The 25,305-nt window shown below is 64.6% G+C and carries 18 protein-coding genes and 1 pseudogene; 5 read left to right on the plus strand and 14 right to left on the minus strand.

The window, feature by feature from the left end:
- Positions 1-10: 10 nt before the first annotated feature.
- The 13 genes and pseudogenes from SLT36_RS03470 to SLT36_RS03530 all read right to left on the minus strand — a co-directional run bounded on the left by SLT36_RS03470 (position 11) and on the right by SLT36_RS03530 (position 18,892).
- Positions 11-1,397: pseudogene (locus tag SLT36_RS03470) on the minus strand (IS1182 family transposase).
- Between the two features lie 96 nt (positions 1,398-1,493).
- Positions 1,494-1,814, minus strand: coding sequence for a thioredoxin (trxA, locus tag SLT36_RS03475; RefSeq protein ID WP_067955731.1), 321 nt, complete (start codon positions 1,812-1,814; stop codon positions 1,494-1,496).
- A gap of 74 nt (positions 1,815-1,888) precedes the next feature.
- Complete coding sequence (gene addA / locus SLT36_RS03480) at positions 1,889-5,419, minus strand: double-strand break repair helicase AddA (RefSeq protein ID WP_432285847.1); 3,531 nt, start codon at positions 5,417-5,419, stop codon at positions 1,889-1,891.
- The gene (addB, locus tag SLT36_RS03485) at positions 5,416-8,541 is read right to left on the minus strand and encodes a double-strand break repair protein AddB (RefSeq protein ID WP_432285849.1); all 3,126 of its coding nucleotides are present in this window, start codon (positions 8,539-8,541) and stop codon (positions 5,416-5,418) included. The genes addA and addB overlap by 4 nt, the downstream gene beginning before the upstream one ends.
- A complete protein-coding gene (locus tag SLT36_RS03490; RefSeq protein ID WP_192319765.1) occupies positions 8,538-9,242 on the minus strand; it encodes a nucleotidyltransferase family protein in 705 nt (234 codons plus the stop codon). Before SLT36_RS03490 ends, addB begins: the two co-directional genes overlap by 4 nt.
- 36 nt (positions 9,243-9,278) lie before the next feature.
- Positions 9,279-10,787 carry a tRNA (adenosine(37)-N6)-threonylcarbamoyltransferase complex ATPase subunit type 1 TsaE gene (tsaE, locus tag SLT36_RS03495; RefSeq protein WP_432285850.1) on the minus strand — a complete coding sequence of 503 codons (1,509 nt, stop codon included), beginning with the start codon at positions 10,785-10,787 and terminating at the stop codon, positions 9,279-9,281.
- 5 nt (positions 10,788-10,792) lie between these two features.
- Positions 10,793-13,342 carry an ATP-binding protein gene (locus tag SLT36_RS03500; protein ID WP_432285852.1) on the minus strand — a complete coding sequence of 850 codons (2,550 nt, stop codon included), beginning with the start codon at positions 13,340-13,342 and terminating at the stop codon, positions 10,793-10,795.
- A 195-nt stretch (positions 13,343-13,537) separates the two neighbouring features.
- Positions 13,538-14,938 carry an adenosylhomocysteinase gene (gene ahcY, locus SLT36_RS03505; protein ID WP_432285853.1) on the minus strand — a complete coding sequence of 467 codons (1,401 nt, stop codon included), beginning with the start codon at positions 14,936-14,938 and terminating at the stop codon, positions 13,538-13,540.
- Positions 14,939-15,091: 153 nt separating this feature from the next.
- Positions 15,092-15,394: an HPr family phosphocarrier protein gene (locus SLT36_RS03510; RefSeq protein WP_067955743.1), complete on the minus strand. Its 303-nt coding sequence runs from the start codon at positions 15,392-15,394 to the stop codon at positions 15,092-15,094.
- The gene (locus tag SLT36_RS03515; RefSeq protein ID WP_432285855.1) at positions 15,391-15,792 is read right to left on the minus strand and encodes a PTS sugar transporter subunit IIA; all 402 of its coding nucleotides are present in this window, start codon (positions 15,790-15,792) and stop codon (positions 15,391-15,393) included. Before SLT36_RS03515 ends, SLT36_RS03510 begins: the two co-directional genes overlap by 4 nt.
- A gap of 159 nt (positions 15,793-15,951) precedes the next feature.
- Entirely contained in the window at positions 15,952-16,398 is a 447-nt protein-coding gene (locus tag SLT36_RS03520) for an HPr kinase/phosphorylase (RefSeq protein WP_432285856.1), read from the minus strand.
- 3 nt (positions 16,399-16,401) lie between these two features.
- The gene (locus SLT36_RS03525) at positions 16,402-18,162 is read right to left on the minus strand and encodes a stimulus-sensing domain-containing protein (protein WP_432288232.1); all 1,761 of its coding nucleotides are present in this window, start codon (positions 18,160-18,162) and stop codon (positions 16,402-16,404) included.
- A gap of 28 nt (positions 18,163-18,190) precedes the next feature.
- Complete coding sequence (locus tag SLT36_RS03530) at positions 18,191-18,892, minus strand: response regulator transcription factor (RefSeq protein ID WP_109578295.1); 702 nt, start codon at positions 18,890-18,892, stop codon at positions 18,191-18,193.
- A gap of 357 nt (positions 18,893-19,249) precedes the next feature.
- On the opposite strand from SLT36_RS03530, the gene SLT36_RS03535 reads away from it, so the two are divergent.
- The 5 genes from SLT36_RS03535 (at position 19,250) to SLT36_RS03555 (ending at position 24,321) form a co-directional block, all read left to right on the plus strand.
- A complete protein-coding gene (locus SLT36_RS03535) occupies positions 19,250-20,860 on the plus strand; it encodes a phosphoenolpyruvate carboxykinase (protein WP_432285858.1) in 1,611 nt (536 codons plus the stop codon).
- A gap of 102 nt (positions 20,861-20,962) precedes the next feature.
- On the plus strand, positions 20,963-22,333 hold the full coding sequence (locus SLT36_RS03540; RefSeq protein ID WP_432283660.1) for an IS1182 family transposase: 1,371 nt from the start codon (positions 20,963-20,965) through the stop codon (positions 22,331-22,333).
- A gap of 171 nt (positions 22,334-22,504) precedes the next feature.
- A complete protein-coding gene (gene arfB / locus SLT36_RS03545; RefSeq protein ID WP_192312825.1) occupies positions 22,505-22,942 on the plus strand; it encodes an alternative ribosome rescue aminoacyl-tRNA hydrolase ArfB in 438 nt (145 codons plus the stop codon).
- 140 nt (positions 22,943-23,082) lie between these two features.
- On the plus strand, positions 23,083-23,598 hold the full coding sequence (gene lysM, locus SLT36_RS03550) for a peptidoglycan-binding protein LysM (protein ID WP_432285860.1): 516 nt from the start codon (positions 23,083-23,085) through the stop codon (positions 23,596-23,598).
- 99 nt (positions 23,599-23,697) lie between these two features.
- Positions 23,698-24,321 (plus strand): alpha-ketoglutarate-dependent dioxygenase AlkB family protein, encoded by a 624-nt coding sequence (locus tag SLT36_RS03555; protein WP_432285861.1) that lies wholly within the window; start codon positions 23,698-23,700, stop codon positions 24,319-24,321.
- 12 nt (positions 24,322-24,333) lie between these two features.
- On the opposite strand, the gene coaA is transcribed toward SLT36_RS03555, so the two are convergent.
- A complete protein-coding gene (coaA, locus tag SLT36_RS03560) occupies positions 24,334-25,296 on the minus strand; it encodes a type I pantothenate kinase (RefSeq protein WP_067965886.1) in 963 nt (320 codons plus the stop codon).
- Between the last annotated feature and the right edge of the window lie 9 nt (positions 25,297-25,305).

Genomic DNA, 25,305 nt, shown 5'->3' on the forward strand with positions numbered 1-25,305 from the left:
CGCTTTGGCCTCATGCGAGGCTTGGTTTTGGCTTTGGCCAGAGGCTGATTGCGATCTTTTTCATGTTTTGGGCGGCGGCTGCGATCAGGCACTGGCAGGCGACGCGTGTTCGCCCTCGGAAGCGTGCATAGCGATGGCCGAAGAGCTGCTTGGCATCGGCGAAGGATCGCTCGACCGTCTCCTTGCGGCGTCGATAGATCGCCTTGCCCCATGCGGTTAAGCGGTTGGCATCGACCCGCTCGCGGACATCCTGCCAGACATGGCGCGTGATGGTGCGCTCGGCCTTGGCGTTTGATGTGCAAGACGCCAGCAGCGGACAGTTGCGGCAGATCGTCGGGTCGCTCTTGTAGTGGCGATAACCGCCGCGATCGGTGGTGGCGTAAGTGAGCAACTGGCCCTGCGGGCAACGATAGCCGTCAAGGTCCGGCTCATGGACGAAAGCGCCCTTCCTCATCTTGCCAGGCTTTGGCCGGGGCGGGTTGCGATAGCCGACGACACCCTGGATGTTCCTGTCCTCCAGGCCCTTGGCGATGCCTGGCGTGGCATAGCCGGCATCCAGCCCCGCCGCCGTGACGTCGAAGCCGAAACGCTCCACCTGGCGGTCGAGCCGGTCGAGATAGACGATCGAGTCATGCACGTTGGCCGGCGTGGCAAACGTGTCGGTGATGATGCCGAAGCCGCCATCCACCGTGCGGTGATCGAGATAAAAGAAGCCCTTCGGCTTGCCCTCGCGCACCATATAGCCTGCCTCAGGATCGGTGCGCGAGACCTTCGTCTCTTTCACCGCAGGCTGCCGCTCCTGCTCCTTCAGCGCCTTCTGGCCGTGCAGCGCCCGTTCGGCATCGATCGCCCGGTCGAGTTCGCCCCAGTAGTCGGCACGCGACTTGGCGACCATGGCAAGGTCGTACTTGCCCTTGTTGGCATTGGCCTTCAGGTGCGTGCTGTCGGTGTAGAGCACCGTGCCGTCGACCAAGCCTGCCCCGATCGCCTGCTCGACAATGCGGTCGAAGATCGCCTGCGCGATCGTCTCGTCCTGGTAGCGCCGGCGGCGGTTCTGCGACAATGTCGAGGCGTCGAACACCTTGTCCGTCAGCTTCAGCCGCAGGAACCACCGGTAGGCGACATTGACCTCGATCTCTCGCACCAATTGCCGCTCCGAGCGCACCCCGAACAGGTAGCCGATGAACAGCGCCTTGAACATCAAGGTCGGATCGAGTGGCGGGCGACCCGAGTGGCGGGCGACCATTGTCGGCGCAGTAAAGCGGCGCTGTCAGATCGTGGATGAACGAGAAATCGATAACACCATCGATCTTGCGCAGAAGGTGATCAACTGGAACCAGTTGATCAAGCGTGACGATCTCAAGTGCGGTTTGTTCAGGGCCAGCTCGCTTCAACATCACACACTGAATCACAAACCCCCAACTCTCGCCAGGGGTTTGTCAGCAGTCTGAGCCCGGCCAAAGCCGGGCTTTTCATTTGCATGATGCGAGCGATCAAACGTTGCCGCTGATCCAGTGCGACAGCGCGGTCTTCGGCAGCGCGCCGACCTTGATGTCGGCAACTTCGCCGTCCTTGAAGATCATCAGCGTCGGAATCGAACGCACGCCGAACTGGGCGGCGATCTCGGGGTTCTCGTCGATGTTGACCTTGGTGATCTTGACCTTGCCGGCGAGCTCGTTGGAAATCTCTTCGAGCGACGGGCCGATCATCTTGCAGGGGCCGCACCATTCAGCCCAGAAATCGACGACGACGGGCTCTTTGGCCTCGAGCACGCCGGACTTGAAATTGCTGTTGTCGATCTTGACGGTGGCCATGATGCGATCCTCTTGGAGTTGTCTGTCGCGCCATATGTGGTAGTGCGCGGACCCTTGGTCAAGCACCTGTTGTGTCACGCTTGGGTGAGTCGAACAAGGGCGGCATCCATCGCCTCGGCCGGTACGGCGATCAGCCGCGGCGCCTCGGTGAACAGCAGAGCCGCCGCAACCGTCTTCCCGGGATAGAGCGGCCGCAGCAGCGCCCGGTAGAGCGCGAGCTGGACGACATAGGCGTTCGGCACAGCCTCGAACGAGGCGGGCGGCGGGCGGTTGGTCTTGTAGTCGACGATCAGCACCTCTTTGTCGGTGACCGCCAGGCGGTCGATCTTGCCGGTAACCGAGCGCGGCTTTCCCCTGACGTCGAGGCTGCCCATAACAGACACTTCGGCGCGCGAGGAGGGCGAAAACAGCGGCGAAAACCTGGGGTCATCGAGGACTGCAAGCACGGATGCGAGCGCGCTGGCACGCTCCGCCTCCGGCCAGTCCTGGCCGACACGGACGAGGTAGCGCTCGGCGGCGGACTGGCGTATCTCGGCGTCGAGCCGCGGCAGCATCTGCAGCAGCCGGTGCAAGGCCGAGCCGCGGGCGATGGCAAAGCCCGGCTCGCCCTCGGCGTCGAGCACCGGCGAGCGGCCCGAGATCACGGCCTCCTGCGTCTCCTCGATCAGCGCCGAAGCGCCCGACGGCGACAGCGGCCGCGGCAAATCCTCGAAGGCCGGCGGCGCGCCATAAAGGCTTTCCGGCAAGGGCTCGATGCGGGCCCTCTCGCTGGCCGCCGGTTCCGGCGCCGACAAAGGCGTTGCGGGCAATGGCGTGACGCGGAAGCGGTGGACAGGCCTGTCCGTGATGACGGGATGGCCGCGCTCTGCGCTTTCGGGCGCCACCGACAACGCACGGCTGACAATCGAATGCCAGGTGTTGAGGCCGGGCTGGCGCTTGCCGTGATAACCGCAGATGATCAGCCGGTCCTCGGCGCGGGTCATGCCGACATAAAGCAGGCGCCGGTATTCGTCGTCGGCGAGATCGCGGGCCAACGCGCTGGCACCCTTCGAGAAGGCGTTGGCGACATCGGCGCCGGCACGCCAGAGATAACCCTTGCCCTGCCAGCGTCGGCCTTGCGGAACGAACGGCATCAGGCGCGGCAAATGCTGATCGCTGAACGGGGCCGAGCCGCTGTCGACGAGGAACACCACCGGCGCCTCCAGACCCTTGGCGGCGTGTACGGTCATGATGCGGACCTCGTCACGCGTCTGATCCATCTCGCGCTTGATCTCGGGGCCGGCACTTTCGAGCGTCGACAGGAAGGATTCGAGACCGGGCAGGCCGGTGCGCTCCTCGGCCAGGCAGAAATTCAGGAACTCGTCGAGAATGTCGCCGGCCTCCTGGCCAAGGCGCGAGATCATCTTCTTGCGCACGCCGTCGCGGCTGGGTCCGCCCGACAGCACGCCCGAATAGAACTCGAAGATCGGCCGGAAGGCAGCCTCGGTCGCCCAGGCCTCAAGGACGGCGGCCGCCTCGGCGAAAACAGTATCTCTCGTCGCATGATCGCGCAGCGAGGCGATCAGCGACCTTCCTTTGCCCCGATTGGCCGAGAGCACAAACAGCGCATCTTCCGACAGGCCGAAGATCGGGCTGCGCAGCACGGCGGCCAGCGACAGGTCGTCCTCCGGCTGGATCAGGAAGCGCCCAAGCGCGATCAGGTCCTTTACCGCGATATGGCCGGGCAGGCTCAGCCGGTCGGCGCCGGCTACCGGAATGTCGCGGCGCTTCAGCGCCCGCGACAGCGCATGGACGAAGCGGTCGCGCTTGCGCACCAGCACCATGACGTCGCCCGCGCGCAGGCGCTTGCCAGTGCCTTCGATGACCTCACGCTCGTCGAGCCATTTGCGGATGGTGGCGGCGACCTGTTCAGCAACCACCACGGCAGGCGCATGAGCATGGTCGATAGGCTTGCGCCAGTCGTCGGGCTCGTCGACGGCATCGGCGCCGACCGAGGGCCAGACCTCGACGTAACCTGCCGCCCCGGCGCGGATCGCCTTATGGCTCGGCGGCTCGGGCGCGCGGGTGACGCCGCGACGGACGCTGGTCTCCTCAAAGACACGGTCGACGGCCGACAGCACGTCGTCTGTCGAGCGGAACGACCAGGTCAGCGTGACGTCCTCGAAACGGGCATCGGCATCACGGATGCGGCCGGCGAATTCGTGCTTGGAGTTGTCGAAGGATTCGGGCGCGGCACCCTGGAACGAATAGATCGACTGCTTCTCGTCGCCGACGGCGAAGACGGTGCGGTGAACGTTGTCGCGGGCACTGAAGCCGGAGAAGAACTCTTCCGCCAGCCGCTTCACCACTTCCCATTGGTCGGGGCTGGTGTCCTGGGCTTCGTCGAGCAGTATGTGGTCGATGCCCTTGTCGAGCTTGTACTGCACCCACGGCCCGGCGTCGGGGCGCGCAAGCAGGTTGACGGTGCGAGTGATCAGGTCGTTGAAATCGAGGAAGCCGCGGCCGGTCTTCAGCCGCTCGTAGCGGGCAATCAGCCAGTCGGCGATCGTCAGTGCCGCCTGCGTTGCCTCCAGCATGCGAAAATGGGCGAGCCGGTCGGCTGCCTCGGTGATGGCCGCTGCCGTCGCCGCATAACGCTCGGGCAAATCTGGCAGCCGGTCGAGCAAAGCCTTCTTGAACGCGCTGGACGGATTGTACGGATCGCCGTCGGCCTTGAGGAAGGCATTGCACAGAAGCGACAGCCGGCGCATGGGGTCGGCCTCGGCATAGGCGAGCCGGGCGTAAGGCAGGATATTGTTCAGCACGCTGCGCGCGTCTGTGGCTTCGGCTGCTATGGCGAACTCGTTGAAGAAGGTCGGCTCGAAGCCCGGCAGCGGCCAGATCGAAGCGGCGATGGCCTCGGCACTGTCCCTGGGCGAAAAACCGAACTCCTCGTAGAGCGCTTCGAAATTGAAGTCTTGAACCTGGGCGATGAAGGCGCGCAGCCCATCGCGCTTGCGCACGATCTCGGCGAGCAGCGCATCGAGCCCGGCCTCGCCGCCACGCTCCAGCACCTTGGCGAAGGCCTCGGCGAGTTCGGGATTGTGCTCGCCGGCGCCGGTGACCATGTCGCGCCGCGCAGTGGCGAACAAAGTCGCCTCCATCTGGCTGTCGAGCATCTCGAAATGGGCGGCGATGTTGGCCTCGAGCGGGAACTGGTGCAGCACCGACTCGCAGAAGGCGTGGATGGTCTGGATCTTCAGCCCGCCCGGCGTTTCCAGAGCCTCGGCGAACAATCGGCGCGCGCGGCGCAGCTTGGCAGCGTCAGGGCGGACACCGTCGAGTGCCGTGATGCGTGCGGCCAACTCGGCGTCGGCCAACATCGTCCATTCCGACAGGTTGGCGAAGACGCGATTCGACATGTTGGCGGCGGCGGCGCGAGTATAAGTCAGGCACAGGATCTTCGATGGATCGGTGCCACGCAGCAAAAGCCGCATCACCCGCTGCGACAGCACGTGCGTCTTGCCCGAGCCGGCATTGGCCGAGACCCAGACCGAATTGCCCGGATCGGAGGCACGCGCCTGCCGCTCGGCGGTTTCAGTCGGGACGAAGAATGTCTTCTTCATTCCTCGCCCTCCGCACCGCCATCACCGCCAGCCGACCATTCGAGCACGCGGGCGAGATGGTCGTAGTCGCCGTCGGTCTCGCCTTCGCGGAAGGGCAGAGCGCGAGAGAGATAACCCGTCGTCGGATCGTTGTAGTGCAGCAAAAGCTGCTCCAGGCGCTCCCAGGCCTCTTCGGACAGTTCGACGGCTGATTTTGGCTTACGGTTGTGCTCGAGAATCGATTCTTCGAACACCTCGCCATTCGGCTTCAGGCGGACGAACGCCAGCTGCGAGGGCTCGCGCTTACCAAGCTCGCGGAAGGCGCCGCGCCGCAGAAGCGCGCCTTCGAGCGCCAGCTGGGGCGCGATCAGCGTGTGCGCCTGCGCCTTGGATGGCGACGAGCCGGTCTTGTAGTCGAGGATGTCTGCCATGCCGCCGGCAAGCACGTCGACACGGTCGGCGCGACCGGACAGCGTCGCGCCGCTGAGCCCGACTTCGACGGCCGAGGCGCCTTCCTCGGCGTGGCGGGAAACCACGGCGTCGGCGCGGCTGCGCTCCCACTCCAGGATGTTGACCGCCAGTCGCTCGAAGCGTGGCCACCAGACGGCCTCGACGTCGGCGGGCAGGGCCGCCTCGGCGAAGCAATGGCGGCCGGCGGCGATCAGTGCGTCGAATGCGGCGGGATCACGCGGATCGACGATGGTCGCCGAAAACAGGTGCAGGATATCGTGGAACAACGTGCCCCGCTCGGCGGCACCGGGATCGCGCACCAGCGGGTCGATCGCCGACAGGCCGAGGATACGCCGGGCATAGACGGCATAGGGATCGCGGCGCAGTGTCTCGATCTCGGTGATGCTGAAGCGGCGCGGCCTGACCTCCACCGGCGGTCTGGGCTCCGGACGGGTAGCGAAATCGGTCTTTTGGCCGGCATCGAGCTGGCGCGCCCAGTGAAGCAGGTTTTCGCCGCGCTTGCGCAAGACGGCCGCGTGGTCGGGGCCGAGATAGGTGAGCAGGCGCTGCAGCCAGCGCGACGGCACGGCGGGCGCATCGCCCGAGCGGGCGGAACGCGACAGCACGACGTTTTTCGCGCCCATCGCCATCTGGAAATCATGGGCGGCGAGGCCGATGCGGCGTTCCGGCGGTTCGAGGTCGATGCCCGTCTTCATGACGCGCGACATGAAGCGGTCGGCCTCTGCCTTGCGCGGCCAGGTGCCCTCGTTCAGCGCGCCGATGACCAGCGTATCGACCGTCTGCAGGCGGGCTTCGAGCGCACCCCAGATGGCGATGGCGCGATCGGCACCTTGCGCCGGCTTGACCGCCTCGGGCGCCACCAGCGCGTCCATGACGTCGGGCCACTCGGCGGCGGCGAAACTGAACGACGCCTGTGCTGCGACCAGCGAGCGCAGCGCCTCGGCGAGCTTGGCACCGGCATCGCCGTCATAGAGTGTGCCCAGGCCGCCATGCTCGTCGCGTCCGAGATTTTCCAGCGCCTCGACGGTGGCACGGACGATCGCCGCGAGGTCGACCTCTGCATCGCCACGAAAGGCGAACAACGGCGCCAGGCGAGAGACGAGCCTGCCTGCTATGTCCCGGGCTTCCTCGATGCGGCGCACGCTGATGCGGTCGAACCAGAACGGCCTGCGCGACGCGCCACCCATGCTGGTCAATCTGGCCTCGAATTCCTCGGCGAGCCCGGCAATGTCAGGCCGGCCGACGCCACCACGCAGCACGACGAGTTCGATGGTCTCGGCAGCACGCCGGACGGCTGAACGCTCTTGGCCAAGGCGCAGCAAGGGATGCTTGAGCAGCGACAGCACCGCCACCGGATCACCCGGACGGAAGGCGGCAGCGAGCATGGTACGCAGGAGGGCTGCCGGCGGCGTGTTGGCCAGCGGCACGCCACCGGAATCGTCGGCCTGGATGCCGAAGCGGCGAAGCTCCGCAGCGACACGGCGGGCAAGGTTGCGGTCGCTGGTGACCAGGGCAGCGCGATGGCCCGATTGGGCGACCGCCTGGCGAAGCGCGATGGCGATAGCCGCCGCCTCGTCGCGCTCATGCGCGGCTTCGAGAAGTGTTACGCCGGCGAAGGCATCGGCGATCTCGGGGTCGTCGGCGTCGCTGCGCTTCTCGGCCCAGGCGTCGGTGGTCTCGGCCGGCCGCAGCGCTTCGCCGACGACGGCCGCGCGGCGGGCCATGGCACCGGTCGGCGCGCCCAGTTCGTCGACGTCGTCGCGCAGGATGCCGATCTTGCCGATCAGCTTGGCGAGGCCATACTGGGGATGACCAAGCACCGAGGCCCTGGCGCCGATCTCGGTGATCGTCTCATGGGCGCGCTGGTCGAGCGTGGCGTCCAGTCCGGGAAGCACGACTGCACCACGCGGCAGGCGCGAAATGGCCGCGAGCAGCTCGGCAGTAGCAGGGATCGAGCCGGTGGAACCCGCCGCGATGACCGGTCCGGCGGGCGGGTTGCGCTTCAGCCGCTCGGCTTCGAGGCGGATCAGGGCGCTGCGATGGGCGGCAGGATTGGACTTGCCGCGCTCCTTCAGCATTTCCGGCCAGGCGCCGGTGACGATGGAGAGGAAGTCGAGCGTCACCTGCCACCAGCCGGACAGCTCGCCGGTCACCAGGCCGGCTAGCCGCGACCAGTCGGAGCCTTCGGTCTCGATCTCGTCCATCAGCCCGGCGAGATCGCGGGCCAGCCAGATGGCGTCGGCAGCCGAGGCCGGCACGACGATCTCCTCCTCGAACAGCGCCGCGACATGGGCGGGAAGACGGCGCTTCCAGGCACGCACCAAAGGTGCGAGCAGGAGCAGGCGGTCGGTGGCGGAAACCGGCGGGGCAAGGTCGAGCGCACCGGCGCCTTCGGTCTCGAAGGCAGCCTCGTCCTCGTCGAACTCGCCGAGCGGCTTGATAACAGGCAGGATCGCCGAGCTGCCGCCGCCGGCATCGACGAAGACACCGCGCAGCGCACGCGCAGCGCGGCGCGTCGGCACGTAGATTGTGACGTCGGCCAGCGCCAGCGGATCGCCGTCGAAGCGGAAGTCGGGGATCAGGCTGCCGTCGAGCAGGGACGCCGCCAGCGTCGGCAGGAAGGGGGTGCCGGGCGGTATGGAAAAGACGCGTGGCGACGCGCGGCCGCTCATTGCGCCTCCGCCAATGCCCTCTTCACCGCGGCCTCGGCAGGTGCGATGGCATCGGGCGTGCCGACGGTGATCCAGCTGCCCGACATGCGCATGCCGTGAAGCCGACCACTGGCAATCGCCTCGTCGAAATAGCGGTTGAGCGAATGCGGCGTCTCGGGTGCAGCGGCGAACAGGCGTGGGTGGACGATCGCAGCACCGGCATAGATAAGCCCGTCGGGCGCGCCCCTGGCGCGGCTCAACGTTCCGTCCGGCGCGACCAGGAAGTCGGTACCACCCGAGTGTCCGGTCGCCTGTTCGAGGTCCGCCAGCATCAGCAGAATATCCATGCGCCCGGCATCCCAGGCAAGGGCGAGGCGGGTCAGGTTGGGCACGCCTTCATCGATCCAGAAGGTGTCGGCGTTGACGATGTAGAACGGTGCTGCGCCAAGCCGGGGCAGCGCCCTGACGATGCCACCGGCGGAATCGAGCAGTCCGTCGCGCTCGTCGGAGATTTCGATGCGCGGCGCCTGGCGGGAAGCGACATGCTCGACGATCTGGTCGGGCAGATAGTGGACATTGACGACGGCTCGCTCGACGCCCGCCTCGGTGAGGCTGTCGAGACCCCAGTCGAGCAGGGTCTTGCCAGACACGCGCACCAGCGGCTTGGGAATCGTATCGGTGATCGGCCGCATGCGCTTGCCGAGACCGGCGGCCAGAACCATGGCGACGGAGGGATTTTTGGCAGGCCCATTCACGCGTCAGAATTCCTCGAGCAGGCGGTTGTCGCGGTAGAAATCGCGCAGTTCCGCAAGTGACGGGTGTGAGAGCGAGCGGTGCAGATAGTCCCTGATACGCGGCAGGTGCCTGAGATATTGCGGCTTGCCATCGCGCCGGTCGAGGCGAACGAAAATGCCGAGAATCTTCGAATTCCGCTGCGCCGCCATGATGGCGTAGGCTTCGCGGAAGGCCATCTCGTCAAAACTGCCGGCAGCATGTCGCGCGGCGACATAGGCATCGACGGTGCCGCGCTCGATGTCAGGCGACACGGTCACCCGCGCATCCATGGCGAGTGACGCGACGTCGTAAGCGACGGGGCCAATCAGCGCGTCCTGGAAGTCGACGATGCCGAGGCGGTCGTGGCCATGGCGATCGCCACGCCAGATGATGTTTGGCGAATGGTAGTCGCGCAGGACAAGGCCATATTGCTTGTCGGCGAGGCGGTCGAAGACGGCGTTCCAGGCTGCGCGGTAGCCGTCGCACAGCTCCGCCGAAGCGGGCGCACCGGTGACCGCCTTCACATACCATTCGACCAGCAACTCGACCTCGATCATCAAAGCGTCACGGTCGAAGGGCGGCACCTGGTGGACGACACCGGGCGCGGCCTCCAGCCGGTCGTCCCAATGTTTCCCGTGAATCATTGCCAGCAGTTCTGCCGCAGCTGCGTAGCGCTCGGTGACCGGCCTGCCCCCGGGATCGAGGAAAGCGCCTGAGCCGAGATGTTCGAGCAGCACGAAACCCTGGTCGAGGTCCTGGGCGACGATGCCCGGCACGGTGACGCCACCGGCGGCAAGCGCGCGATCGATGGCGGCGAAGGCGGCGACGCTCTGGGCGGTGTGCGCGATCTCGGCGTAGGGCTTGCCGTCACGCACGGGCGGACCGAGCGTCAGTCTCGGCGAGTTCATCAGCACCAGCGGTGCATGGCCTTCCCTGGTCACCGTCTCATAAGACCGCGCCGAGGCGTCGCCGATGAAACGGGCGCGATGAGCATCGCTCCACGCTGAGGCTACGAGGAAGTCGCGCATGGCGAGTGAACGGGCGACACGGTCGAAGGCCGGTCCATCGCCTGTAATCGTGATGCGGCGGCCATCGCCCTCATGCTGGAACGCGATGCGCAGGCTGGTTGCCGGCATGGCATCAGTGGCGCGCTCAGGCCATTCGACCAGCGCCACGCCCGAGTTCACCGCCTCGTCGAAACCAAGCTCTTCCAGCTCCTCTGGCGAGGACAGGCGATAGAGGTCGAAATGATGGACGGCGACAGGCGTGTCGTAGCTCTGGACCAGCGTGAATGTCGGGCTCGGCACCTCATGGGCGGGATCGGCGGCCAGGGCGCGGATCAGGCCGCGCGCCAAAGTGGACTTGCCGGCGCCGAGATCGCCGTCGAGCAGGAACACGTCGCCAGGCCGCACCGCCATGGCGAGGTCCTCGCCCAGCTGCGTCGTGGCGGCCTCGTCGGGCAGGTGCCGTTCCAGCGATCTGGCCGTCGTCAAACCTGCTACTCCGCCGCGACCCGGACGCCGGCGGGCATGTCTGGGAACAGGCAGATGACGGTCGTGCCAAGATCCTTGCCGCTGTCGATCCGGACGGTGCCGCCATGCAGCTCAACGAAGCTCTTGACGATCGACAGGCCAAGGCCCGCGCCGCGCTTGCGGCCGCCGTTGACGCGGGATTCGAAGCGCTGGAACATGGTGTCGAGCACTTCGGGCGGCATGCCCGGGCCGTCATCATGGACGGAGAATTCAATGCCCTCGGCACGCTGGCGACAGGCAAGCGTGATGGTGCTCGCAGCCGGCGCATAGTTCACCGCGTTGCTGAGCAGATTGTAGAGGATCTGGCGCACACGGGTCTCGTCGCCGTTGAAGCTCTTGGGCGCGCCCTTGATCTCGATGGCGAGCTTGATCGCGTGCTCTTCCAGCCGGTCGGCGACGAGCTCAGCGGCAGCCTCGATGGCGCGGTGGACATGCACCTCGGAGATGTCGAGCTGCATGATGCCAGCATCGACGGTGGCGAGGTCGAGGATGTCGTTGACGATGGTCAACAGCACGCCCGACGACGAGCCGATATGCTCGACATATTCGCGCTGGCGCGGCGACAGCGGACCGGTGCCGGGCAAAGACAACAGCTCGGTGAAGCCGATGATGTTGGTCAGCGGCGAACGCAGCTCGTAGGAGACGTGCTGGACGAACTCGTTCTTGATCTGGTCGGCGCGCTGCAGCGCCTCGTTCTTGTCCTTCAGTGCGCGCTCGACATTGACGCTGTCGGTGACGTCGACGAAGGTCAGCATCACCTGGCCGTTGGGCAGGTGGATGACGGCATGCTGCAGCACCGAGCCGTTCTTGAGCTCGGTCTGGCCATGGCGGTCGCTGCGCTCGTCAAAGCCGGTGACGGCGGAGACGAAATCGCCCCACGGGCTGTTGTCGGCACGCGTGTCGCATTCGGCGCGGATGGCCGAGATATGCGTGTTCTGCCGCAGCACCTCGGGGGAGACGCCCCAGAGCTGGCCGAAGGCCGGATTGAACAGGCGGATACGGCCATCGGGGCCGAAGACAACGACGCCCTCAGCCAGATTGTCGAGGGTTTCGCCCTGCACACGCACGGCTGTCGTATAGCGGCTTTCGAGATCGATCCGCTCGGTCAGGTTCTCGAACACCCAGGTGACGCCGCCCTTGGGCTGCGGGTTGGCGACGACGCGGATGGTGCGGCCGTCGGGCAGGTGCCAGAGGTGCTCCTGCGGATCGACGGCGCGATAAGCCGACAGCAGGTTCTCCTTCCAGCGGCGCCATTCCTGCTGCTCAGGCAGCTTGCGTTCGCTGCGCAGGCGGTCGAGCAGCAGCGCATTGTCGGGCGCGCTCGAAATGTAGCCGGCGTCGAGATCCCAGAGCTTCTGGAAGGCGTTGTTGTAGAAGCGCAGCTTCTGCCCGGCGTCGAAGGTGGCGACGGCGGTGGCAACCTGGTCGAGCGTGTCGGCATGGCTGCGCACGACCTGGCTGTATTCCTCGCGGATGGCGTCGGCAGCGCTCATGTCGGCGGCGATGCCAGCCGAGCCTTCCTTGCCGACCAGATCGGTGACGGCAAACATCTTGCGGTCCCCATCGATGACCGTCGACAGAGTCTGCTGGAACAGCGGCCGCGTCAGGTGCTGCTGGACGATCGCCTCGCGCGACTGGGTGCCGAGAAATTCCTTGCCGTCACGAATGGCGGCGGACGAATCCACCGCCTCGACGGCCTTGGCGAAGGCCTTGTTGACCCATTTCAGGCGGCCGTCGGCATCGCGCATCCAGAACGGCATGTCGATTGCGTCCATCAGGCCGATCAGCGTCTCGTATTCGGCGCTCAGGCGCTGGTTTTCGAGCTTCAACCGGGCCTGCCCGCGCTGCGCTTCGGAAATCGAGACAAAGCGGACGATGACATGGGCGCCGCTCTTGCGGCCATGGACCTCGAGCGCAGCATTGGCGTGGGTCTCGGCAATCAGTTCGAAGGCCGTGCCCTTGTCGCGCAAGGCAGCGATGGCGTTTTCGAGCGCTGCGGCCGAACGCGGCATCAGCCAGCGGCCAAAGCCAAGGAAGGCGGCACGATCATCCGGGGCCCCTGTCTCGATCGGCAGCGAACCGACGAGTTCGGGCTTCTTGTTCTCGTTGGCCCAGACGATGACGCGCTGGTCGCGCAAATTGAGCAGGGCCTCGGACCGCTGCAGCGAGGCATTGAGATCGGCAACGCGGCCGCGCAGCTCGACATTCTCGGCGCTGATGCGGCCCTTCTCGCGGATCAGCGCGATTGCCGAGATCAAGGCAGCGCCCATCACGCCGACGAACATGGCAAGCTGGATGACCTCAACGGTGCTCACGGGCAGGCCGGCAATCGATGCCTGCTGGGCGTGGGCGAAGCCGAGAGGCGTGCAAATCGCAGTCGTGGCAAGGGCCGCGCACGCCGCCCAACCGCCCACACGCCGCAAGGCATGCCAGGAGCGGCCTGCGGTCGCGTTCTGCGAATCCTCGTGGCCGCCGGAGACGGCCTGTCCCGCTGGAAGCGGGTATTCCCCCGGCATGTCTTGTTTCCTCTGTGCCGCCCGACTGCAAGACCGCCCCGTAGCGCCCGAAATTCCCGCCAAGAATGGGCGCGTGACGAATCATGTCACCATACCGCTTAGGCGAATCGACGTGAAGCAGGCGAGCCCCCAAAAAAGAAACCGGGCGAAAGTCAATCGCCCGGCTTCAATATCTAGTAGCTAATTTCGCTATGGTTAATAGCGGTAGTGTTCCGGCTTGAACGGACCCTTTGGCGTCACGCCGATATAGGTAGCCTGCTCATCGCTCAGCGTGGTCAGCTTGGCGCCGAGCTTGTCGAGATGCAGGCGCGCAACCTTCTCGTCGAGGTGCTTGGGCAGCACGTAAACCTCGTTCTTGTACTCGCCGGGCTTGGTCCAGAGCTCGATCTGGGCCAGCGTCTGGTTGGTGAACGACGCCGACATGACGAAGCTCGGATGGCCGGTGGCGTTTCCGAGGTTGAGCAGACGGCCTTCCGACAAAAGGATCATGCGCTTGCCACCCGGGAAGGTGATCATGTCGACCTGCGGCTTGACGTTGGTCCACTTCAGATTGCGCAGCGCGGCAACCTGGATCTCGTTGTCGAAGTGGCCGATGTTGCCGACGATGACCATGTCCTTCATCAGGCGCATGTGGTCGAGGGTGATAACGTCCTTGTTGCCGGTCGTGGTGATGACGATGTCGGCGGTGGGGGCAGCATCTTCGAGGGTGACGACTTCAAAGCCGTCCATCGCCGCCTGCAGCGCGCAGATCGGATCGACTTCGGTGACCTTAACGCGGGCGCCGGCGCCCTGGAGCGAGGCAGCCGAACCCTTGCCGACGTCGCCGTAACCGCAAACGACGGCGACCTTGCCGGCCATCATGACGTCGGTGCCGCGGCGGATGCCGTCGACCAGCGATTCCTTACAGCCATACTTGTTGTCGAACTTCGACTTGGTGACCGAGTCGTTCACGTTGATCGCCGGGAAGGGCAGCAGGCCCTTCTTCTGCAGCTGGTAGAGACGATTGACGCCGGTCGTGGTCTCTTCGGTGACGCCGCGGATCGCAGCCTTGTGCTTGGCGAAGAAGCCCGGCGTCTCGGCCATGCGCTTCTTGATCTGGGCGAACAGGATTTCTTCCTCTTCGCTGCCCGGATTGGACAGCACGTTTTCGCCTGCTTCAGCGCGAGCGCCGATCAGGATGTACATGGTGGCGTCGCCGCCATCGTCGAGGATCATGTTGGTGGCGCCGCCATCGGTCCACTGGAAGATCTGGTCGGTGTACTGCCAGTATTCCTCGAGCGTCTCGCCCTTGACGGCGAAGACCGGGATACCAGATTCGGCGATCGCCGCAGCGGCGTGGTCCTGTGTCGAAAAGATGTTGCACGAGGCCCAGCGGATGTCGGCGCCGAGAGCCTTCAGCGTCTCGATCAGCACCGCCGTCTGGATGGTCATGTGCAGCGAGCCGGAAATGCGTGCGCCCTTGAGCGGCTTGGCTTCACCGAACTCCTCGCGGCAGGCCATCAGGCCCGGCATTTCGGTTTCGGCGATCTCGATTTCCTTGCGACCCCAGCCGGCGAGCGAAATGTCGGCGACCAGATAATCCTTGCTACCCGTCATGGCTTGCTCCGATTCCTGTTTGCTGCGCGCCGAAGCGGGAGGCTTGAGAGGGCGCGCGAAAGATCGGCCTGACTACCAGATCAGGCCGTCATCGACAATGGGACATAAAGAAATCTTTATTCGTGCATGTCACTGGGCAGATAACCCGGGCGATCAGCACTCCTCGCCAAAACGCGCGGCGACGAGTGTCGCAAGCGCTTCCATCGCCTGGTCGGCCTCGGGTCCACTTGCGGTCACCCGGATCGTGCAGCCGGGACTGGCGGCCAGCATCATCAAGCCCATTATCGAGGTGCCGCCGACCGAGATGCCGTCCTTTTCGACACTGATCGAGGCTTCGAACTCGCCGGCGATCTGCACGAACTTCGCCGAAGCGCGCGCATGCAGGCCACGCTGGTTGACGATGGCGAGGTCGCGGACGACGTGGCCCTTCTCGGGCGAGTAGGGCATGCCGCTCATTTGCCGCTCAGCACCTGGCTTGCAACGTTGATGTATTTGCGTCCTGCCGCCTGCGCTTCGTCGAGCGCGCCGGACATGTTGTCGGCCTTGCGCACGCTGGTCAGCTTGATCAGCATCGGCAGGTTCATGCCGGCGATGACCTCGACGCGGCCGGCCTCCATCACCGAGATGGCGAGGTTCGACGGCGTGCCCCCGAACATGTCGGTCAGGACGACGACGCCGGTGCCGGTGTCGGCGCGGGCAACGGCGTTGATGATGTCGCTGCGGCGCTGCGCCATATCATCATCGGCGCCGATTGAGACGGTCTCGAAGTTTTCCTGCGGTCCGACGACGTGTTCCACGGCATGGCGGAACTCCTCAGCCAGTTGACCGTGCGTCACAAGCACGAGTCCGATCATTCTGTCATGGCTCCCGTCATGGCCCTTTCACAGCCGCGCAGTATTTTTGCCGCCTTGGGGGCGGGAGCGCTATCTTGTCGACGGCGAGGGCGTTTACAAGCCCCAATTTACGGCACGACATGCCATTTTGACGCAATGCAGCAAAAATGTTGGGCAGCCTCAGACTAGAAATCGTGCGCCGAGCAGCGCCAGCAGCGCGGGTGTGGCCACGGCGATTTCGCGCTCCGCGAGCATCAATCTTGGCACTTTGCAACCCAGGAGAAGCTCACTTGCGTCCTCGGGCAGCCGCTCCACCGCGCTGGCCGGAACCAGCCTGACAAGCAGGTCGACCGTTGTCGCAGCCTCATGTTCGACGGGGATTGGGCCGCCGCCCCTGACTTCAATGAGACCGGCGATCGTTGACGGCGCACGGCAGACGAGCCGACCCTGATGGGCCGACAGGAAAACCTGATCGTCGGATACCAGCCGGGCAAAACGGTTGCCGGCGCGAAATTTTTCGACAAGCGCAAGAGCCAGTGATGATTTGCCGGAGCCCGACGGTCCGGCAATCAGCACGCCGCGATCGCCGAGTACTATCGCCGTCGCATGCATGTTGGTCGGCGCCACGGATCAGCTTTCGGCCGGGAAGGCGACGATGAAACGCGCACCCTTGAGCTCGCCCGGCTTGGTGCCGGTGATGTTCTCGGCCGTCAGCGTGCCGCCATGGGCTTCGACGATCTGGCGGCTGATCGAGAGGCCAAGGCCGGAGTTCTGGCCGAAGGCTTCGCCGGCGGGCCGGTCGGTGTAGAAGCGCTCGAAGATGCGGTCGATGTTTTCGGCCCTGATGCCGGGACCGTTGTCCTCGACGGTGATGACGTTGAACTTGCCGACGCGTGCAAGCGAAATGGCGATGTGGCCATGTTCGTCGGGAACGAAGGAGCGGGCATTCTCGATCAGGTTGGTGATGACCTGGCCGATGCGCAGATCGTGGCCGGCGACATTGTAGTTCTTCACGCCGGCCGGCAGCTTGGCAGGGGTGAATTCGATCTCGACCGGCTTCTTGTGGCGGCCGCTCTCGCGCGACACCGAGACCAGGTCGCCGATGAACTTCTTGAGATCGACCCTGCTGGCGTCCTCGCGGGCCAGTTCGGCATCGAGGCGCGAAGCGTCGGAAATGTCGGTTATCAGTCGGTCAAGGCGGCGCACGTCATGCTGGATGACCTCCATCAGGCGCGCCCGCGAGTTTTCGTTCTTGGCCAGCGGCAAGGTCTCGACGGCGCTGCGCAGCGAGGTCAGCGGGTTCTTGAGCTCGTGGCTGACGTCGGCAGCAAAGCTCTCGATCGCTTCGATACGGTTGTAGAGCGCGTTGGTCATGTCGCGCACGGCGACCGACAGGTTGCCGATCTCGTCCTGGCGATCCGAGAAATCGGGAATCTCGTCGCGGTTCTTGCTACCGCGCCGGACGCGATTGGCTGCAGCCGAGAGGCGGCGCAGGGGCGTGGCGATCGTCGAGGCCAGAACCATCGAAAGGATGGCGGTGACCAGTGCCGCGACACCGAAGACGCGCAGAATGGCCTTTTGCTCGGCCGCCACGATCTTGTCGATGTCGCCGCCTTCGGTCGACAGCATCAACACGCCGAGCACGGCGCGGAAACGCTGGATCGGAACGGCGACGGAGACGATCTGCTCGCCCTGCTCGCTGACGCGCACGATGGTCGCGGGGCCGCCGGTCAGAGCCTGGACGACTTCCGGGAAGGCAGCGCCATTGCCGCCCGGCTGTTCCTTGTAGACCGGCAGGGAGCTGTCGACGAAGAAGTCGAAGATGAATTTCTGCGCCCGCTCGATCAGCGTCGGCTCTTCTTCCTCCACCGGCGGCAGGTCGTAGCGAAGGATCTGGTGGCGCGAGTCGAGCAAAAGGTTGGCGTCGCGGTCGTAGATGCGGGCGCGGGTGCGGGTCGGCGAGATGACCCGGCGCAGCAGCGGCGCGACACGCTCCGGATTGATCGGGAAATCGAGGCTGTCGAGCTGGTCGGTGCCGGGGCCAAGGCTTTCGCCGGCCTGCAGCTCGAGCAGCTTTTCCGGATCGATCCTGATGGCATCGGTTTCGACCGTTGCCGACGAGGCGATGGCGCCGGCAATGATACCGCCCTGCGTCATCAGGCTTTCGACGCGTGCCTCGATCAGCGCGCCGCGGAACGCGTTGAGATAGAAGATGCCCGCCACCAGCACCGCCAGACCGGCGAGGTTGAGGAACAGGATGCGGCGGGTCAGGCTCGAGAAGAAATAATGGCCGAGCAGGCGGCTCAGGCGAATCCGGGTCCGGTCGAGAAACAGCAGACGCCCGCGCGGCCGCTTGGAGGCGGCCGCCGGCTTCCTGATCTCTGCGTCCATCGCCATGTGATCTCAGCCCTCGCCGATATCACGCTTCGCGGAATCTGTAGCCGACACCGTAGAGGGTTTCGATCATCTCGAAGTCGTCGTCGACAGCCTTGAACTTCTTGCGCAAGCGCTTGATGTGGCTGTCGATGGTGCGGTCGTCGACATAGACCTGCTCATCATAGGCCGAATCCATCAGGGCGTCGCGGCTCTTGACCACGCCCGGGCGCTGCGCCAGCGAGTGCAGGATCAGGAATTCGGTGACGGTGAGTACGACCGGCTCGCCCTTCCAGGTGCAGGTGTGGCGCTCCTGGTCCATCACCAGCTGGCCACGCTCGAGCGAGCGAGCCTGCTGCGTCGGCGCCTTGGTCGCGGCCTCGCGGGCGCTTGCCCGGCGCAATACGGCGCGGACACGCTCGACCAGCAGGCGCTGCGAGAACGGCTTGCGGATGAAATCGTCGGCGCCCATCTTGAGACCGAAGAGCTCGTCGATCTCGTCATCCTTGGAGGTCAGGAAGATCACCGGCAGATCGGTCTTCTGGCGCAGCCGGCGCAACAGCTCCATACCATCCATGCGCGGCATCTTGATGTCGAGGATGGCAAGGTTCGGCGGACGCGCGGCCAGCCCTTCGAGCGCCGACGCACCATCCGTATAGGTCTCGACGCGATAGCCCTCGGACTCGAGTGCGATTGAAACCGATGTCAAAATGTTGCGGTCGTCGTCGACAAGCGCGATCGTTGCCATTTCCAGCGGCTCCCTCATGAGCGGGTGTCCCTTCCTGCTTAGAGCAGGGCTTGTGCAGGACAAATTAGGTACAAAATGTGGCATAGCCTCCGTTCGAGGGGAGCGCAACCGCCATGCCTTGTGCTTGCCTTATATGGGGCGGCGGCGCCAAAGCTCGAACAAAAAACTGCCGATCTTGTGTGGGCCGGCGACTGCTTGCACACCTTTTAAACGATTTAGACAAATTTCAAAATTTTTAAATCGATTAATGATTTGATATCGCTGAGCTTTTCTGTTTCAGCCTGCCTCAGTCCCGTTGGGACAGCGGCGTCCGGCCCGCAGACCGGACACAGCGTCATGGCTACGAGGCTTCACTAAATGACCGAAACCGGTAAGCGAAATCCCGCCTGCGGGATCGAAACGGCAGGGCTCAAAACGTCGGGCACCGTCCGTTACAACTTTGGCGCTGCATTTCTCACCGAAGAAGCGATCCGGCGAGGCGAGGCGAAGCTGACCGCGCATGGCGCACTCGTCGCAGAGACCGGCCAGCACACCGGCCGTTCGCCCAAGGACAAGTTCGTCGTGCGCGACGAAAACACCGAAGACCATGTCTGGTGGGACAACAACAAGCCGATCAGTCGCGCCCAGTTCGACGCGCTGCACGCCGAATTCCTGACCCAGGCGGCCGACAAGGATCTCTATGTCCAGGACCTGATCGGCGGCGCCGACCGCTCGCTGTGCCTGCCGACGCGCGTCGTCACCGAATTCGCCTGGCACTCGATGTTCATCCGCAACCTTTTGATCCGTCCGACGCCGGCCGAGCTTGCCAGCTTCGTGCCCGAGATGACGATCATCGACCTGCCGTCGTTCCGCGCCGACCCGGCCCGTCACGGCACCCGCACCGAGACCGTGATCGCCGTCGACCTGACCCGCATGATCGTGCTGATCGGCGGCACCGCCTATGCTGGCGAGATGAAGAAGTCGGTGTTCACCGCGCTCAACTACCTTCTGCCGACCAAGGGCGTGATGCCAATGCACTGCTCCGCCAATGAAGGTCCCGACGGCGACGCCGCCGTGTTCTTCGGCCTGTCGGGCACCGGCAAGACGACGCTGTCGGCCGATCCCAAACGCACGCTGATCGGCGACGACGAGCACGGCTGGGGCCCTGACGGCATCTTCAACTTCGAGGGCGGCTGCTACGCCAAGACGATCCGGCTGTCGGCCGAAGCAGAACCGGAAATCTTCGCCACCACCCAGCGTTTCGGCACCGTGCTCGAGAATGTGGTGCTGGACGACAACCGCGTTCCCGATTTCGACGACGGCTCGCGCACCGAAAACACCCGCTGCGCCTATCCGCTCGACTTCATCCCGAACGCCAGCGCCACCGGCCAGGCCAGCCACCCGAAGAACATCATCATGCTGACGGCCGATGCCTTCGGCGTGATGCCGCCCATCGCCAAGCTGACACCGGCGCAGGCGATGTACCACTTCCTGTCAGGCTACACGGCCAAGGTTGCCGGAACCGAGCGTGGCGTGACCGAGCCGGAAGCGACCTTCTCGACCTGCTTCGGTGCTCCCTTCATGCCGCGCCACCCCTCGGAATACGGCAACCTGCTGCGCCAGCTGATCGCAGAGCACAATGTCGACTGCTGGCTGGTCAACACCGGCTGGACCGGCGGCGCTTATGGCACCGGCTCGCGCATGCCGATCAAGGCAACGCGCGCCCTTCTGTCGGCAGCGCTCGACGGCTCGCTCAACGCGGTCGAGTTCCGCACGGATGCGAATTTCGGCTTCGCCGTGCCCGTCTCGGTGCCAGGCGTCGACAGCAAGATCCTCGACCCGCGTTCGACCTGGGCCGACGGCGCTGCCTATGACCACCAGGCCAAGAAGCTGGTGTCGATGTTCGTCGACAATTTCGGCAAGTTCGAAAGCCATGTCGACGCCTCCGTTCTGGGCGCAGCACCGCAGGTGCGCGAAGCCGCCGAGTAACACTCGCATCGCCCGAACAAACATCGAAAGGCCCGGCCAAGCCGGGCCTCAGACTGCTGACAAACCCCTGGCGAGAGTTGGGGGTTTGTGATTCAGTGGGTGATGTTGAAGCGAGCTGGCCCTGAACAAACCGCACTTGAGATCGTCACGCTTGACCAACTGGTTCCAGTTGATCACCTTCTGCGCAAGATCGATGGTGTTATCGATTTCTCGTTCATCCACGATCTGACAGCGCCGCTTTACTGCGCCGACAATGGTCGCCCGCCACTCGATCCGACCTTGATGTTCAAGGCGCTGTTCATCGGCTACCTGTTCGGGGTGCGCTCGGAGCGGCAATTGGTGCGAGAGATCGAGGTCAATGTCGCCTACCGGTGGTTCCTGCGGCTGAAGCTGACGGACAAGGTGTTCGACGCCTCGACATTGTCGCAGAACCGCCGCCGGCGCTACCAGGACGAGACGATCGCGCAGGCGATCTTCGACCGCATTGTCGAGCAGGCGATCGGGGCAGGCTTGGTCGACGGCACGGTGCTCTACACCGACAGCACGCACCTGAAGGCCAATGCCAACAAGGGCAAGTACGACCTTGCCATGGTCGCCAAGTCGCGTGCCGACTACTGGGGCGAACTCGACCGGGCGATCGATGCCGAACGGGCGCTGCACGGCCAGAAGGCGCTGAAGGAGCAGGAGCGGCAGCCTGCGGTGAAAGAGACGAAGGTCTCGCGCACCGATCCTGAGGCAGGCTATATGGTGCGCGAGGGCAAGCCGAAGGGCTTCTTTTATCTCGATCACCGCACGGTGGATGGCGGCTTCGGCATCATCACCGACACGTTTGCCACGCCGGCCAACGTGCATGACTCGATCGTCTATCTCGACCGGCTCGACCGCCAGGTGGAGCGTTTCGGCTTCGACGTCACGGCGGCGGGGCTGGATGCCGGCTATGCCACGCCAGGCATCGCCAAGGGCCTGGAGGACAGGAACATCCAGGGTGTCGTCGGCTATCGCAACCCGCCCCGGCCAAAGCCTGGCAAGATGAGGAAGGGCGCTTTCGTCCATGAGCCGGACCTTGACGGCTATCGTTGCCCGCAGGGCCAGTTGCTCACTTACGCCACCACCGATCGCGGCGGTTATCGCCACTACAAGAGCGACCCGACGATCTGCCGCAACTGTCCGCTGCTGGCGTCTTGCACATCAAACGCCAAGGCCGAGCGCACCATCACGCGCCATGTCTGGCAGGATGTCCGCGAGCGGGTCGATGCCAACCGCTTAACCGCATGGGGCAAGGCGATCTATCGACGCCGCAAGGAGACGGTCGAGCGATCCTTCGCCGATGCCAAGCAGCTCTTCGGCCATCGCTATGCACGCTTCCGAGGGCGAACACGCGTCGCCTGCCAGTGCCTGATCGCAGCCGCCGCCCAAAACATGAAAAAGATCGCAATCAGCCTCTGGCCAAAGCCAAAACCAAGCCTCGCATGAGGCCAAAGCGGGCTCGCAACGGCCTTGGCATCTGCCCCCCGACATCAATCCAAAAGCTCAATCAACCCACAAAACAAAACCCCGCCGAAATTCGACGGGGTTCGTCAGCAGTCTGAGGCCCGGCCAAGCCGGGCCTTTTCTTTTGCGCAAAGGCACGGCATGACTTCACGCATGAGCGCCGACGACAAGATTTTCATAGCCAATGACGTGGTCATCCATCCCGATGACCTCGAGGAGAACTTCATCCGCTCCTCGGGGCCGGGTGGCCAGAACGTCAACAAGGTGGCGACAGCCGTGCAGTTGCGCTTCGACGCCGCCAACGCACCGGGGCTGCCCGAGCGCGTGCGCGAACGGACCATCAAGCTCGCCGGGCAGAAGGCGACCAAGGACGGCGTCATTGTCATCGAAGCCGGGCGCTATCGGACGCAGGAACAGAACCGCGCCGATGCGCGCGCCAGGCTGACGGCGCTTGTCGCCAAGGCGGCCGAGCCGCCACCGCCGCCGCGCAAGAAGACCAAGCCGACAAAGGGTTCGGTCGAGCGCAGGCTGAAGACCAAGTCCGGCCGCTCGACAGTCAAGAAGTTGCGCGGGCGGGTCGACGGCGACTAGGCCTCTTTAGCCCGACGGCCGACGGCAGGACGTTTCCCACCTCCTCAGGATTGCCCTGGGACACAGCCTTCGGTTGCCGCTTCCAATTTGCTCCCGCAGATGCCAAGTTTCGGCGACTGCCACAGCAAGGGAGACCACGAATGGGCATGTTCGATTTCGTCAAGAATGTCGGCAAGAAGCTTGGTTTCGGGGATGACGAGGCGCCAAGCGCCGACACGCTGAAGAAAGAGCTCGATTCGCACAAGCTCGGCACCGACAACGTGCAGGTCGTGGTCAAGGGCGACACCGCCGTGCTGACCGGCGTGGTCAAGGACCAGTCGATCTTCGAAAAAGCGGTCATCGCCGTCGGCAACACGCTTGGCGTTTCCAAGGTGCAGGCAGACGAGCTCAAGGTCGTTGCGCCCGACTCCGGCCTCAAGCTCGACGGCACTGTCGACATGACCGAGCTGGTCAAGGCATCCACGCCTGCCAAGGCGCCGGTGTTCTACACCGTCAAGAAGGGCGACAACCTGTCGAAGATCGCCGAAGCCCAGTACGGCAAGGGCAAGGCGTCGAAATACACCGTCATCTTCGAGGCCAACAAGCCGATGCTGACGCACCCCGACAAGATCTATCCCGGCCAGGTGCTGCGTATCCCCGATATCGCGTCGGCCTGAGCCGAAGACACTCGGTTCATGCGAACGGCGGCTTTCGGGTCGCCGTTTTGCGTTTCAGCTGGCATTCTGGACGGCCAGATCGAACAAGGCAGCTTAGACGTGCTCGTATTGCCCGAAGGCGTCCGCCACATGCCAGGCTTTCTCACCCGCGAGGTGCAGGAAGGACTGGTCGAAAGCATCCGTGAGGTGGTGAAGGCCGCACCGCTCTACACGCCCGCCATGCCCAGGACCGGCAAGGAAATGAGCGTGCGCATGACCAATTGCGGTTCGCTCGGCTGGGTCACCGACAAGGAGCGCGGCTATCGCTACCAGCCGGAACACCCGGTGACGGGCGAAGCATGGCCGCCGATCCCCGAGGCCTTGCTTGCGCTGTGGCGCGAGGTTTCGGGCTACCCGCATCCGCCGGAAGCCTGCCTCGTCAATTTCTACACCGATGCGGCCAAGATGGGGCTGCACCAGGATCGCGACGAGCGCGAATTCGAAGCGCCTGTCGTCTCTGTATCTTTGGGTGACGCTTGCCTGTTCCGCGTCGGCGGTGTCAGGCGCGACGACCGGACGGTGTCGTTCCGGCTGGAGAGCGGTGACGTGGTGGTGCTGGGCGGGGAGGGGCGGTTGGCCTTCCACGGCGTCGACCGCATCTATCCGATGACCTCGGCCCTGCTGAAGCAGGGTGGCCGTATCAACCTGACGCTAAGACGCGTGACCAAGCCGGCTGCGGCGTAAGCGGCCGAACTCTCAGAGCTTGCGGATCGCCACTTCCTCAACCAGATGGCCGGCACCCTTCTTGAGGATCAGGTCAGCGCGCGGACGCGTCGGCAGGATGTTTTCACGCAGGTTCTTCAGGTTGATGTTGGCCCACAGCCCTTCGGCGATGGCACGTGCGGCATCTTCCGACAGCTGCGAGTAACGATGGAAGAAGGACTGCGGATTGCGGAAAGCGGTCTCGCGCAGGCGCATGAAGCGTTCGATGTACCACTCGTGGATGATCTGTTCGTCAGCGTCGATATAGATCGAGAAATCGAAGAAATCGGAGACGAAGGGCACGAACTTGCCATCCTTGGGCAGTTCGCGCGGCTGCAGCACGTTGATGCCCTCGAAGATCAGGATGTCGGGCCGATCGACGGTGACGAACTCGCCGGGCATGACGTCATAGGTCAGGTGCGAATAGACCGGCGCGCGGACATTGGGCTGCCCCGACTTGATGGCCGAGAGGAAACGCAACAGAGCGCCGACATCGTAACTGTCGGGAAAACCCTTGCGCTCCATCAGATTGTCGCGGCGCAGCACCTCGTTGGGATGAAGGAAGCCGTCCGTCGTGACCAAGTCGACCTTCGGACTCGACGGCCAACGGGTGAGCAGCTCTTTCAGGATACGTGCCGTCGTCGACTTGCCGACGGCGACCGAGCCGGCCATGCCGATGATGAACGGCGTCTTGGTGCCCTTCTTCTCCGAGTTGAAGAAGCGCTGGCGTTGGCGGAACAGCTGCTGGCTGGTCTCGACATGGGCCGAGAGCAGGCGCGACAGTGACAGATAGATGCGCCTGACCTCGTCGAGGTCGATCGGCTCGTACATGGAGCTCAGCCGCCTGACCTCATCGGCGGTCAGCGTCATCGACATGTCGACGCCGAAACCCGCCCAATGCTCGGCGGAGAAGAACCAGTAGGGGGAGTATTTGTCCGTCGGTGCGAGTTGATCCATCGACTGTTC

It is taken from the genome of Aminobacter sp. BA135 (assembly GCF_050859125.1).
Taxonomy (GTDB): Bacteria; Pseudomonadota; Alphaproteobacteria; order Rhizobiales; family Rhizobiaceae; genus Aminobacter; species Aminobacter ciceronei.